Annotated in this window: 9 protein-coding genes; 4 read left to right on the top strand and 5 right to left on the bottom strand. The window is 68.9% G+C overall.

Annotated elements, in window-relative coordinates; translation table 11 throughout:
- Positions 1-118: 118 nt before the first annotated feature.
- On the top strand, positions 119-904 hold the full coding sequence (locus tag W5W_RS0106240) for an exonuclease domain-containing protein (protein ID WP_017194767.1): 786 nt from the start codon (positions 119-121) through the stop codon (positions 902-904).
- A 110-nt stretch (positions 905-1014) separates the two neighbouring features.
- Here the strand turns inward: W5W_RS0106240 and guaB are convergent, their stop codons facing one another.
- Positions 1015-2544: an IMP dehydrogenase gene (gene guaB, locus W5W_RS0106235; protein ID WP_017194766.1), complete on the bottom strand. Its 1530-nt coding sequence runs from the start codon at positions 2542-2544 to the stop codon at positions 1015-1017.
- A gap of 258 nt (positions 2545-2802) precedes the next feature.
- Between guaB and W5W_RS0106230 the strand changes: the two genes are divergently transcribed.
- Complete coding sequence (locus W5W_RS0106230; RefSeq protein ID WP_017194765.1) at positions 2803-3105, top strand: WhiB family transcriptional regulator; 303 nt, start codon at positions 2803-2805, stop codon at positions 3103-3105.
- 194 nt (positions 3106-3299) lie between these two features.
- On the opposite strand, the gene groES is transcribed toward W5W_RS0106230, so the two are convergent.
- Complete coding sequence (gene groES, locus W5W_RS0106225; protein ID WP_008729888.1) at positions 3300-3596, bottom strand: co-chaperone GroES; 297 nt, start codon at positions 3594-3596, stop codon at positions 3300-3302.
- A gap of 267 nt (positions 3597-3863) precedes the next feature.
- Complete coding sequence (locus W5W_RS0106220; RefSeq protein WP_050980349.1) at positions 3864-4568, bottom strand: SanA/YdcF family protein; 705 nt, start codon at positions 4566-4568, stop codon at positions 3864-3866.
- 116 nt (positions 4569-4684) lie between these two features.
- Between W5W_RS0106220 and W5W_RS0106215 the strand changes: the two genes are divergently transcribed.
- Together W5W_RS0106215 and W5W_RS0106210 are read left to right on the top strand one after the other, a co-directional pair.
- Positions 4685-6001 (top strand): class I SAM-dependent methyltransferase, encoded by a 1317-nt coding sequence (locus W5W_RS0106215; RefSeq protein ID WP_017194763.1) that lies wholly within the window; start codon positions 4685-4687, stop codon positions 5999-6001.
- A gap of 66 nt (positions 6002-6067) precedes the next feature.
- On the top strand, positions 6068-7252 hold the full coding sequence (locus tag W5W_RS0106210) for a glutamate--cysteine ligase (protein WP_008731471.1): 1185 nt from the start codon (positions 6068-6070) through the stop codon (positions 7250-7252).
- 1022 nt (positions 7253-8274) lie between these two features.
- On the opposite strand, the gene tsaD is transcribed toward W5W_RS0106210, so the two are convergent.
- Together tsaD and W5W_RS15650 are read right to left on the bottom strand one after the other, a co-directional pair.
- Entirely contained in the window at positions 8275-9321 is a 1047-nt protein-coding gene (tsaD, locus tag W5W_RS0106200) for a tRNA (adenosine(37)-N6)-threonylcarbamoyltransferase complex transferase subunit TsaD (protein ID WP_008731474.1), read from the bottom strand.
- A 725-nt stretch (positions 9322-10046) separates the two neighbouring features.
- Positions 10047-13796: an ABC transporter ATP-binding protein gene (locus W5W_RS15650; protein WP_154650257.1), complete on the bottom strand. Its 3750-nt coding sequence runs from the start codon at positions 13794-13796 to the stop codon at positions 10047-10049.
- Between the last annotated feature and the right edge of the window lie 127 nt (positions 13797-13923).

The following is a 13923-nucleotide window of genomic DNA, read 5'->3' as shown; positions in this document are numbered from 1 at the left end:
GCCTCGACTGCCTCCACCGACTCCGCTGCCTCAGCCGACAACACTGCCGCGAATGACTCGACTGCCTCCACCCAGGCGCGCACGAATCATGTCGCACCCCGGTGGCACACTTCCCACCATGAGCCACCAGCACGGACGTCCTCTCCCCACCGCCTCCCCGGGGCTGCCCGAATCCGATGAGTCATGGATTCGCGGTCCACTGCTCGGATTCGATACCGAGACCACGGGCGTGAATCCGCGCAGGGACCGGCTCGTGACCGCCGCCATCGTCGCACGCGGGCCGGTCGCCGCCGACGGCACGCGGTCCCAGCAGGTGCGCACCTGGCTGGCCGATCCCGGCGTGAAGATCCCCGCAAGCGCTGTCGAGGTCCACGGCATCAGCACCGAGCGCGCCCGGGCCGAGGGGCTGGCCGCACCCGAGGTGCTCGACGAGGTGGCCGCCGCCCTGGCCACCGCGATGGACTCGGGCACACCGGTGGTCGCCTTCAACGGTTCCTACGACCTCACGCTCATGGAGTCCGAGCTGGCCCGGCACGCCCTGCCGACTGTGCGCGAGCGCCTGGGGCGCGAGCTGGGCCCGGTGCTCGACCCGCTCGTACTGGACCGTCGGGTGGACCGCTACCGCCGGGGCAAGCGGCGTCTGAGTGACCTGTGCGAGGTCTACGGCGTGAGCGTGGACGAGTCACTGCACACGGCCGAGGTGGATGTCATGGCGACGCTCGACATCCTGGAGGCGATGGTGCACGTCTACCCCGAGCTGGCCCGCCTGAAGCTCGACGAGCTCGTCCCCTTCCAAGCCGCCGCCCACCGGCAGTGGGCCGAGTCCCTCAACGAGTGGCTGGCCCGCAAGAATCCCGATCGCCCGCGCGCCGAGCTCGACTGGCCCCTGCCCGCCGGCCTGTAACCGCCCGGCCCGAGACTACCCGGTTGTGGCTACTCGGCCTGTGAGCCCTGAGCCCGGTACCCGGAGCACCCGGCGCGCCCCTCACGCCGAGTCGTCATCATTGCCCGTCGTCACTCCCGACCGGCGTAATTGGGAGCCTCGACGGTCATCTTGACGTCGTGGGGGTGGGACTCCTTCAGCCCCGCACTGGTGATGCGCACGAACTGCCCCCGCTCCTTGAGCGCCGGAATCGTGCGAGCACCCACGTAGAACATTGACTGGTGCAGACCGCCCATGAGCTGGTAGACCACATCGCCCAGCGCCCCGGAGTAGGGAACCTGCCCCTCGATGCCCTCGGGGACGATCTTGGAGTCGGAGGAGACATCGGCCTGGAAATAGCGGTCCTTGGAGTAGGACGTGCGGCCGCGCGAGCTCATGGCGCCCAGTGAGCCCATGCCGCGGTAGCGCTTCCACTGCTTGCCATTGACGAAGACGAGATCCCCGGGGGACTCCGTGCAGCCAGCCAGCAGGGAGCCCAGCATGACGGTATCCGCACCGGCCACCAGTGCCTTGGCGATATCGCCCGAGTACTGCAGACCGCCATCGGCGATGAGCGGCACGCCCGCCGGCGAGCAGGCACGGGCCGCCTCGTAGATCGCCGTCACCTGCGGCACGCCCACACCGGCCACAACCCGAGTCGTGCAGATAGAGCCCGGGCCCACCCCCACCTTGACGGCATCGACACCCGCGTCGATGAGAGCCTGGGCGCCTTCGCGGGTGGCGACATTGCCGCCGATGATCTGCACCTCGGAGAAAGCAGGGTCCTGCTTGAGCCGGGCGATCATATCCAGAGCGAGCCGAGCGCCGCCGTTGGCGGTATCGACCACGATGACGTCCACGCCCGCCTCGGCGAGCGCCCCGGCCCGCTCCCAGGTGTCGCCCCAGTAGCCGACGGCCGCTCCGACCACCAGGCGTCCCGCCTCGTCCTTGGTGGCGCGGGGGTACTGCTCGGTCTTGACGAAGTCCTTGACGGTGATCAGGCCCGTGAGCCGACCGGCGTCGTCAATGAGCGGAAGCTTCTCGATACGGTGCTCGGCCAGCAGCGACTTGGCGTCCTCGCGCGAGATGCCGGTAGCACCGGTGATGAGGCGCTGGCGCGGCGTCATGCACTCGCGCACGGTCAGCGCGTTCCACTTCTCGGGGGGCACGAAACGCAGGTCGCGGTTGGTGATAATGCCCAGCAGGTTGCCGTCGGAATCGACGACGGGCAATCCCGAGACCTTGTAGTGGCCGCACAGCTCATCGAGCTGCGCAATGGTGGCGTCGGGGCCGACGGTCACCGGGTCGGAGACCATGCCCGACTCGGAGCGCTTGACCAGACGCACCTGCTGAGCCTGATCCTCAATGGACAGATTGCGGTGAAGAATGCCGATACCGCCTTGACGGGCCATGGCGATCGCCATCTTCGACTCGGTGACGGTGTCCATCGCCGCGCTCAGCAGGGGGGTGGCCAGACTGATCCTGCCGGTCAGGCGCGAGGTCGTATCGACCTCGGAGGGGACCACGTCGGTCAGCCTGGGCAGCAGGAGGACATCGTCGTAGGTCAGTCCGGTAGGGGCAAACAGGTCGGGGTTGGTGATCGAGTCGCTCACGCTTCGCATGGTAGGGCCGTACGGACGTGAATGCACCTTGCACCGTTGTTGCAGATTGTCTGAAAACGTTCCGCTGTGCCCATCGTGCGTCAGAGGCGACCTGTTGGCTAAAGGCCCCGAAAAGGCCATCTTGCACAACAAGACTTGGCGGATTTCCTAAGAAAATCATCGTCCAAGTGCTTGATATCGCCCGTGAGCTGTACCTACTGTTGTACCGGGCACAACGTGTCCAAGTGCGATCGTGCATCCGCGCGAGAAAGGGGCGTGATGGCAGGGAATGCACGTCTCCCCAAGCCCATCACGACGCTGTGGGAATGGCAGTACCAGGGCGCCTGCATTGGCATGGACTCCATGCGGTTCTTCCACCCCGAAGGCGAACGCGGCAGCTCACGCCGCAAGCGCGACGAGGATGCCAAGGCCGTGTGCAGCACTTGCCCCGTCATCGTCGATTGCCGCAACCATGCTCTGGCCACTCACGAGCCTTATGGCGTGTGGGGCGGCATGACGGAGGAGGAGCGCCGTGCCTGGATAGACCGAGAGGAGAACGGACGCGGGACTCCCGTGGCCTGAGGGCTTCTGGTCCTCCCCCCGCTCCGCCTCCTCTTCATCTCCATCATCATCCACCGCTCGCTCTCGGGCGCGAACGCTCCAGCTGCGCTCCGAGGCGACACGACGATCAAGGGCGGCGCTGCCTACTGGCAGCGCCGCCCTTCGTCTGGTCGTCTGGTCCGCGGAACAGACTCGACTCGCGTCAGCTCACTAGCTCACTTGGTGACGACGGCGAGGACATCGCGCGCGGAGAGGATGAGGTAGTCCTCGCCCGCGTACTTGACCTCGGTGCCGCCGTACTTGGAGTAGATGACGAGGTCGCCCTCGGCAACGTCAACCGGGACGCGCTTTCCGGAATCGTCGATGCGGCCGGGGCCCACGGCCACGACCTTGCCCTCCTGGGGCTTCTCCTTGGCGGTGTCCGGGATGACCAGACCGGATGCGGTGGTCTGCTCGGCCTCGACCGTCTGCACGACGATCCGGTCCTCGAGCGGCTTGATGGAGATCGACATGTCGTCCTCCCCTTCTCGCTTCTTTCGTATGCGGATAGTGTCTGGGTCCGCGTCCTGACGGTGCCGGTCCGCCGTCGCGGGGGTCGGTCCGTCAGCGCCGAGGGCGCGTGCCGCGGGACCGCACAGGCCCCGCGCCTGACGAGGAATGTACGCGGGCGATTAGCACTCAGTCAACGCGAGTGCCAAGAAAGCGACCCGGGTTCGCCCTGGGCGTGCAGCGCAGCCAACAAACGCCCGCGACGCGAGATCAGACTCGCTCTCACCGCCTCACTTCCCGCGGTTCGCCCGCGTCCACGCCAGGGCGTCATCCACGGTGGTCTCCCTGTTCCCCAGCGTGGGCTCGCGCCTCGTGGCCACGTCCCAGGCCGCCTTGGCGGCGGCCGGGCGCTCGCGCAGCCAACTGGCCGCCCAAGTGCTGCGGTCTTGGCTGGCCCGAGTGTCGCCCACGCCGCGAGCATCCACTCCTGCCGCGCGGCAGACCGCCACCGCCCGGCTCACATGGAAGTCCTGGGAGACCAGGAGCGCCTCATCGACTCCGAAGATCTTGTGGGCGCGCACACAGGTGTCATAGGTGTCGAACCCGGCGTAGTCCAGTGCGATCGCCTCGGAGGGAATCCCCAGACCCACCAGGTAGTCGCGCATGGCGGTGGGCTCGTCGTAGTCGATACGGCTGTTGTCCCCCGAGACCAGGATGGCGTCCACGCGCCCCGACTGGTACAGACCGGCGGCGGTCTCAAGGCGGTACTTCAACCACGGCGAGGGCTCCCCCGGAGCCCATACCGACGCACCCAGGACGATGGCCACGGGCGCCTTCGCCGTGTCCCCGCTCTTACCGTAGTCGCTCACCCGGCCGGCGCTCGCCACCAGGATCCACGCATTGGGCAGGACGAGGACGACGGCGGCCAGAACCGCGATGCCCCAGGTCACTCGGGTCAGCCAGATCCGACGCGCGCTTCGACTACCCGCGCTCATGAGGAGCCCCTTTCCCTTCCGCCGCCCCGGTCTCGACGGCCGGGCGCATCACAACCGTAGCCGCTCTCAGGCGATTCGTCGCTCCGCGCCGCCCCGATGCGTGCCATGATCGCCCGATGGACGCCTCGCACCTCGCCCCCCTGCTCACGCCCGAGGGCTGGGCCCTGCTCGCCGAGCTTCCGCCCTACGACGAATCCGCGGCGCTGTCGGTGGGCCAGTCCCTGCGCGACCAGGGGCATGCGCCCGAGCTCGTGTCGGCCGCTCTGACCCAGCAGCGACTGCGATCCCGGGCGGAGGCCAAATTCGGGCCATTCGCCTCCCAGATGCTCTTCACGCCCGACGGGCTGGAGCAGGCCACGCGCCTGACCGTATCGGCCCACCATGCCGCCCGCTACGCCCGCGCCGGCGCCCGGCGCGTGGCCGACCTGGGCTGCGGCATCGGCGGGGACGCACTGGCCCTGGCGGGGCTCGGCCTCCCCGTGCTCGCCGTCGAGCGCGACGAGGCGACGGCGGCACTGGCGACAGTCAATTTCATGGCCTTCCCCGATGTCGAGGTGCTGTGCGCCGATGCGCTTGAGCTCGACCTGGCGGCCCGCGGCATCGACGCCGTCTTCGCCGACCCGGCGCGCCGGGCCGACGGCCGTCGTATCGCCGATCCCGAGCAGTGGTCGCCGGCGCTCGGCCGGATCCTGGCATTGCGCGACGACGTGGAGGCGCTCGGCATCAAGGTCGCGCCGGGCATCGACCACGCGGCGCTCCCCGCCGACGCCCACGTGCAGTGGGTCAGTGTGGGCGGCGACGTCGTCGAAGCCGGCATCTGGTGCGGTCCGCTCGCCGTCGAGGGCCCCGGGCGCTCGGCTCTCATCCTGCCGACCGGGGACGGCCCGCACGTCCCCGGAGCCCACCCGATCGCGCGCACGCTGCGCGACCCCGACTGCCACGACCCCTCGATGCCGCCCGTCCAACTCGCGCCGCTGACCGGCGTCGAGGACCTGGGCGCCTACATCCACGAGCCGGACGGCGCGGTGATCCGCGCGGGACTCGTGGCGCACCTCGCCGAGCGGCTCGAGGCGACACCGGTGGGCGAGCGCATCGCCTACCTCAGCGGCGATCAGCTCCCCGACTCCGACCTGGCCCCGTTCGTGCGCTCGTGGCGGGTGAGCGAGGTACTGCCGCTGAGCCTGAAGTCTCTCAAGGCTCGTGTCCGTGAACGCGACATCGGCCGTCTGGATATCCACAAGCGCGGCGTACCGGTTGCGCCCGAGATCGTGCGCTCGGCCGTCCGCCCGAGCGGCGAGGCCCACGAGACCTGGATCATGACCCGGATCGGTTCTCCCGGGGAGCACGGGGAGCGCGCGCGCGGCGTGGTCGTCGTCGCGGAGCCCTGTCAGGCGGCCCCCCTGAGCACCGAGCCCGACGTCCCCGTATCCTAAGGCCCGCCCGTCGCGTCAAGCGTCCGATCACAGTCCCGGCCACCCCTGAACCATTGAGGAGCCGCCGTGAGCCCGTCTGCACGCCTCGTCCATCGTCAGCCCCTGCCCTTCGCCCATTCCGAGCGCTCCACACTCGGAGTGGAGTGGGAGCTCCAGCTGATCGACCGCGACAGCCTCGACCTGCGCCAGTGCGCGGCCGAGATCCTCCGAGCAGTGCGGCCCGACCCGCACATCCACGGCGAGATGATGCTCAACACCGTCGAGCTGGTATCGGGAGCGCGGCGCACCGTGGCTGAATGCCTGGAGGACATAGCGCTGGCCTTCGACCGGCTCCTGCCGGTGACCGAGCCTCTGCGCGTGGATCTGTCCAGCGCCGGCACCCACCCCTTCGCCGACCCCCTGGTGCAGAAGGTGACGGACACCGAGCGCTACGCGCGGCTGGTGGACCGCACGCGCCTGTGGGGGCATCAGATGCTCATCTTCGGCACCCACGTGCACGTCGGCCTGGAGGACCGGGCCAAGGCGCTGCCGATCCTGCGGGCGCTGCTGACCCGCACGGCCCACCTGCAGTGCCTGAGCGCATCCTCGCCGTTCTGGGCGGGCCTGGACACCGGTTACGCCGACAACCGGGCGATGATGTTCCAGCAGCTGCCCACGGCGGGAGCGCCGCACCAGTTGGAGACCTGGGACGAACTCGAGGCCTACGCCGGGGACATGATCCACACCGGGGTCATCGAGGACTTCACCGAGGTCCGCTGGGACGTGCGGCCCTCGCCGCGCCTGGGCACGATCGAGGTGCGGGCCTGCGACGCCGCCACCAATCTCACCGAACTGGCCGGCATCGCGGCGCTGACCCAGTGCCTGGTGGAGAGCTTCTCGCGGGCCCTGGATCGCGGCGAGGAACTGGACGCCATGCCGGCGTGGTACGTCGATGAGAACAAATGGCGCTCGGCCCGCTACGGCATGGACGCCATCCTCATCACCGACTCCCTCGGCAACGAGGAGCTGGTGACCGACACGGTGGAGCGGATGGTGACCGAGCTGGCGCCCGTGGCGGCAGACCTGGGATGCGAGGCCGAGCTGGAGGGAGTACGGGCCACCCTGGAGGCGGGGGCCTCCTACCAGCGCCAGCTGGCGGCCGTGCGCTCCGGGGGCGGCAACGAGGCGGCAGTGCGGCTCCTGCTGGCCGAGGTGCGGGCGGGTCGCCCGCTGCGGCCCGATGAGGTGGCGTCGCTGGTGGCCTCGGGCTGACGCCCTGCTCATACGGGCCGTGCGGGTCATGCGGGCCGTGCGGTTCATGCGAGGGCCCGGCGTCGTCGAGCGCGCGAACAAAGCGTCAGGCCGGCCCGATTCGCCGAGATCGGTTCACTTCCGCACCGAAATCGGTCCAGTTCCGCACCGAGATCGGTCGAACTCCGCCTCGAAATCGGTTCACTTCCGCACCGAGATCGGTCCTGGCTGGGGTACGCCGTCTCTGACCCCACCCGGCCGGAAATCGGAACATCACATCAATCGGGCAACTGCACGCGATGCCTCTCAAGAACGGTTCCGCCAGTCCCGCCGATTCCGCTACTTCCATGCCCGTTTACTTCCATGCCCGTTGGCCTCGTCCGCTCTTCCGATCAGGACGGCTACACGCGAAGATTGCGCCTGGGAGTAAGGCTCCCTCATTGACGGAAAGCCTTTTCTAGTCATGTTCCTGAATTTCCTCAATATTCGTCGCAAATAGCTCATCAACTCCCATACGCACCAATGGGGGTCAGCGCACATGGGAGGAGCGAATCATCTACCGCGCAACGGTATTTCTTCAGAATTCCAGGGCTCTATTCACTACGAGTCACACCCCTGTATGCAATCCCCCGACTACTACGCAGCCGCGGGTGCGGACCCGCGCGGACGGATGATCGAGATGGTGGGCGTGGAGCTCGAGGACAGCCGCCTCCTAATCTTCCACGCGATGCGACTGACAACGAAGATGGCCGACGAACTCTGTATCGGGAAGGAGAACAGATGAGCGCCTATAGGACGAAGAGCGGCGCACACCTCACAGACGAGGATATCGAGCGCCTCGGAGAAGCGGCGGAGCGAGGCGAGGGCTCGCGGCAGGACGCGAAGCCAGCTCATACGGGAGGTACTTGAGCGCGCACTCGCCTGACCGGCAGACAGAGAGCCACGCGCACCGGTCGACAGCAACCGCATCAACCGATCTCGACGCGGAAGCGGACCGATTTCGACGCGGAGTACGACCGATCTCGGCGAAGGGGCGGAAGGCGTCAGGAGGCGACGGCGATGTCCAGGGGCATGCCCGAGTCGGGGGCGAAGCCCATGGGGCTGGGCTCCACGCCCGCCCGCACGGCTGCCGAGCCCAGGGCGGCGATCTGGGCGCCGTTGTCGGTGCAGAAGCGCAGAGGCGGCAGGCGCAGGGTGATGCCCGCGGCCTCGCAGCGCTCAGCGGCCAACTCGCGCAGACGGGAGTTGGCCGAGTAGCCGCCGCCCACCACAAGGGTGTCGCAGCCCGTATCCAGGCAGGCCTGAACGGCCTTGGCGGTCAGGGAGTCGTTGACGGCCTCGGAGAAGGCCGCGCACACGTCCGCGCCGGGAACCTGCTTCCCGGCATCCTCCAGGGACTCCACATAGCGGGCCACCGCGGTCTTGAGCCCGGAGAAGGAGAAGTCGTAGCGGTGGCGCTCCCTGTCCTTGGCGGCCGCCAGTCCGCGGGGGAAGCGGATCGCCTTGCGGTCCCCCTGCTGGGAGAGCCGGTCCACGTGCGGCCCGCCGGGGTAGGGCAGACCGAGCAGACGGCCGACCTTGTCGAAGGCCTCGCCCGCGGCGTCGTCGAGGGTGCCGCCCAGCTCGACGACGTCGGTGGCGATGTCCCCGATGCGCAGAAGATTGGAGTGGCCGCCGGAGACGATGAGCCCGATGAAGCGCTCGGGCAGGGGGCCGTCCACCAACTCATCGACCGCCAGGTGCCCGATGACGTGGTTGACGCCGTAGACGGGCCTGCCCAGCGAGGCGGCCAGCGCCTTGGCCGCTGAGATGCCGACAGTCAGGGAGCCGATGAGGCCGGGTCCGGCGCATACGGCGACGGCGTCGACCTCGCCCAGGTCCGCACCCGCGGCCTCCAGGGCGGCGTCGAGGGTGGGTATGAAGGACTCCAGGTGGGCGCGCGAGGCGATCTCGGGGATGATGCCGCCGAAGCGGGCGTACTCGTCCATGGAGGTGGCGGTGACGTCTGCCAGGAGCTCGCGGCCGCGCACGAGCGCCACGCCGGTCTCATCGCAGGTGGACTCGATGCCGAGAATCAAGGGGTCGCTCACGAGCGTCCAGCCTAGCGCGCCTACCGCAGGGAAGGATCGAGACAGCGCAGGAGTCCCGGACGGGCGCCCGGTCGCCCGGCATCCGACCGTCTCCGCCAGTTCCCTTCAACGTTCCACCGAGATCGGCCGGCCTCCGTACCGAGACTTGTTCGGGGATACCCGCCCGGGCCCACGGCTCCCAGGCGAGACGGAACATCAACGTACCTTTGTCATACGGACGTACCTTTCTCCCATTTCTCTGAGCTTTACCTTCAGAAGAGTGGGAGAAAGGTACGTCCGTGTTGGAAAAGCACGTTCACGTCACCAGCTGCCGTCGGCCTTGGCCGACGACCAAGACAACGGCCCGGGACGCCAGCCGGCACCGGACCCATGGAGCTTGCTGAGGCCTCGAAAGGCCCTCGCCACGTCCCGTCCTCGGTCGAGAAGAGTTGGTTCCCACGCACTTCTGACGTGATCACCATGGTCGCACCTGACGCGGATCGCGTGATCTCGAGGTTCCTCAGCGCAGGCGAAGCGGGCCCAGCACCAAAAGCGCGCAGGAGCCGCGCAGGAGCGCCGCCTTCTCTCATGACAGCGGCGCCCGGCAGGCACTCGGCTGCCGCTCCGGACCGAACTCGACGCGAGTTTCGACCGATCTCGACGCGGAACCGGACCGATCTCGACGCGAGTTTCGACCGATCTCGACGCGGAACCGGACCGATCTCGACGAAAGGGGCGCGGCCGTCTTACACAAGCGCCCAACCATGGGCCCGGGAGCGCTGCTCCCAGAACTCCCGGTAGGGGCCGGGCACATTGACGAGCTCCTCGTGCCGACCGCGCTGAGCCACCCGTCCGTCGTCGCCGAGAACGACCACCTGATCCGCCGCGGCGATCGTCTCGAGCTTGTGGGCGATGACGATGAGCGTCGAGGTGCGCCGCAGCTCCTCCATGGCGGCGACGATATTGGCCTCATTCTCCGCATCCAATGCGCTGGTGGCCTCGTCGAGCAGCACGATCGGCGCGCGCTTGAGCAGCGCCCGGGCGATGGAGACGCGCTGGCGCTCCCCGCCGGACAGAGCCCGACCGCCCTCCCCCACCCGGGTATCCCAGCCGTGCGGCAGCCGATCGACGACCTCGGTGACACCGGCCAGATCGGCCGCCCGGCGCACCTGCTCCTCAGTGGCGCTCGGATCGCCGACGCGGACATTGGCGGCCAGGGTGTCGTCGAAGAGATAGACGTCCTGGAAGACCATGGACAGCTGCTCCATGAGCTGCGCCGTCGGCATATCGCGCACATCGGTGCCGCCCACGCGCACAGTCCCGGAGTCGGCGTCCCAGAAGCGGGCGATGAGCCTGGCGATCGTCGTCTTGCCACTGCCGGAGGGACCCACGATCGCGCACATGCCGTGGGCGGGCACGCTCAGCGAGACCCCGTTCAGCACGGGCTCGCTGGCCCGATAGCCGAAGGCGACGTCGTCGAACTGAACGGCACCGGGAGCGGGCAGTGCGGCGGGCGTCTCGGGCTCGGCCATGAGCTCGGCGTCCATGACCGCATCGAGATGGTTCATCATCTGGCGGCGCTCCTCCATGGCCATCACCGAGGCGCCGATGTCGTCGAGCATGGTGGTGAAGCGCAGGCACATGCCGATGGTGGCCACCGCGGCGAGCGGCGCCATGGAGCCGCCCACAGCGAGCATCGCCGTCAGGACGATCATGGCGATGATGATGATCTGCGCCAGTGCACCGTTGACGACATTGCCCGCGGTCTCCCACCACAGGCTGCGCCTGGAGGCTCGGGCCCCATTGTCGAAGGCGGCCTTGAGACGGCCGTAGCGCGTGGTGGCCCGGCACGAGCGCAGAGCGCCCTGGCAGCGGGCGATCTCAACCACGCGGATGGCGAGCTCGCGCTCGGCGAGCTCGGAGATCGATTTGCCGTGGTCCAGCAGACGGCGCGCGCCGCGGATGAGCCCGGCGAACAGCGGAGCGGCGAGCGTGAGCAGCAGACCCAGGCGCCAGTCCCAGGCCCACGATCCGATACCGACGACGACGCAGCCGGCGATCGTGAAGGTGAGCGTGTACATGAAGTGGGCGGCGGACTCCCCCAGAGACACCATCTCCTGGCTGACGGCCCTCGACATGGTGCCGGCGGTCTCGGCCGTGAACCAGCGCAGGGGCAGCCGCGCTATCTGGTCGCCGACCGCATAATGAACGTCGTGCATGAAACCGAGTGCTCCGGACATGCTTTTGCGCTGGCCCTGGAACTCGGTGACGGCAGCGCCAACGGCGCAGGCGCCCAGAACCGCCAGCCAGCCGCCGAAGGACAGTCCCCAATGGGGCTCGCCGGTGGCCAGGGCGACCGAGGCGGGCAGCAGCGCCAGGAGTGCGAGGCCCGACACGACGCCATTGATTCCGCCCAGGATGAGGCCGGCCCGCGTCTGCTGCCACGAGGCCTCGGCCATGAGCCGGCGGAATCGGGACAGCAGGGAGCTCGAGGCCCCGCCGGGGCCCGTGGACGCGGAGGCCGGACGGGAGGCCCGGGGCCTGGCGCCCTCGGAGGCATCGGCACCGACCGGGCGCGGCGCCGAGGATCTCAACACGTCGGCTTCGCGAGCGGTGTCCGCCCCACCTCCGGGGGCGTCGTCGTCCAGTGCACCGGACTGACGCAGCAGGGCGCGGTAGTGGGGCTCGTCCAGCAGCTCCTCGTGACTGCCCGCGGCGACCACGCGCCCGCGCTCCATGACGGCGATGCGGTGGGCGCCGCGCACGGCGGCCGGGCGATGGGCGATGACCAGAACCGTGCGCCCCGCGACGAGGGCGCTCAGCGCCTCCTGGATCTCGGCCTCGGACTCGGGATCGGCCATGGCGGTGGCCTCGTCGAGCAGCAGAACGGGGGTGTCCAGCAGCACGGCCCTGGCGATGGCGATGCGCTGCTCCTGGCCGCCGGACAGGGCCGTATCCCTCCCAAGGACGGTGTCGTAACCATCGGGAAGGGCCATGATCTCCTCATCGACATGGGCGACCCGGGCGGCGTCGCGCACCTGCTCCAGGTCGGCGTCGGGGCGTCCCAGCGCGATGTTCTCGCGCACCGTCGCGCCCAGGAGCTGGGCGTCCTGGAGGACGAAGGAGACCGTGGAGTAGAGCGTCTCCTCATCCATGTCGCGCAGATCCACCCCGCCGACGCGCACGGCGCCGGAGTCGGGGTCGGCGAAGCGGGCGATGAGGGTGGCCAGCGTCGACTTGCCCGAGCCCGAGGGGCCGAGCAGAGCGGTGACGGTGCCGGGCTCCAGGGTGAGCGAGGCCTCGTCAACGGCGAGAGTGTCCCCGTAGGAGAAGGAGACGCGGTCGATCTCGACGCGCGCCCGCTCGGGCCGCCGGGACTCCTCGGCCGTGGGCAGGACGGGGGTGTCGATGACCTCGCACAGTCGCAGAGCGGCGGCGCCGGCCATCTGGTAGGACCAGGAGATCGACGCGACGGTCAGGAGGGCGCCGGGCAGCACCAGGGCGATGAGGGTGGTGGCCAGGACCTCGGGCAGGGTGACGAGCCCGGCACTGATGAGCAGCGCCCCACCGCCCAGGTTGACCAGGAGCAGAACGGGGACCGAGACCCACGTGAAGGACAGGCAGGTCATGGTCACCAACGGCATCGCCCAGGCCCGGTAGAAGGCGGAGAAGTCGTCGGCCGCGTTGAGGTAGGCGGCATGGGCGCGCCCGACGCGCCCGAACGCCTTGACCACGCCGATGCCGGAGACGAACTCGACCATGGTGGAGGAGACGGCGGCCAGCTTGCGGTCCATCTCGACGGTCTTCTCATTCATGCCGCGCATGGAGAAGGAGTAGGTCAGTACGTACAGCAGGAGGGTTGACAGCGCCAGCAGGGCCAGGCGCCAGTCGGTCCAGAAGGCGCAGGCGACGAGCGCCAGCGGGGTGACGATGGCATTGAGCTGCTCGACGGGGCCGTGGGCGATGACGGTGTGGACGGTGGTGGTGTCGTCCTGGACGGCCTTGCGGATCCGCCCGGAGGTGGACGCGGTGAACCAGGCCAGCGGGGCGCGGGAGATGCGCTGGACGATGTCGCGGCGCATCTGGTCCCGCAGGGAGAGGTCGGCCATATGGGTGATGATCAGGGCCACCATGTACAGGAGCAGGCGCGTGGAGTAGGCGCTGATGAGCATCATGACGACGGTGCGCACGCGCTGCGGGTCGGGGGCGGCGCCGGCGTTGTAGGCGTCCAGGAGGATGTCTCCGAGCCGGACCAGGGCGAGGTAGGGCGCGACGGCGAGGATGCCCGAGAGCAGGACCAGGACCTGCCCTATCCGCAACCGGGTGCGCACGGGCGCGCCGAGTCGCTTGATGGCCGCCTGCCCCTCACGGGAGCGCCTCTGCCTGGAGGCCTTGCTGTCCGAGATCTCCGAGCCGTTCGAGCCGCCTGAGCTGGCTGGGCTGGTTGGGCTGGTTGGGCTGGCTGGGCCGCCGTCGGATGCGGTGCGAGATTCCACTGATGCTGATGATTCCGCTGACTCTGTTCGCCTGGTTCGCCTGGTTCGCCTGCTCATCGAGCGCCTCAATCCAATGCCGAATCCAATACTGAATGACTTTCAGATCTGACGAAGGGCGACCTTACTC

Source organism: Actinomyces massiliensis 4401292 (assembly GCF_000269805.1).
GTDB lineage: Bacteria > Actinomycetota > Actinomycetes > Actinomycetales > Actinomycetaceae > Actinomyces > Actinomyces massiliensis.
This window is presented reverse-complemented; position numbering and strand designations above follow the sequence as displayed.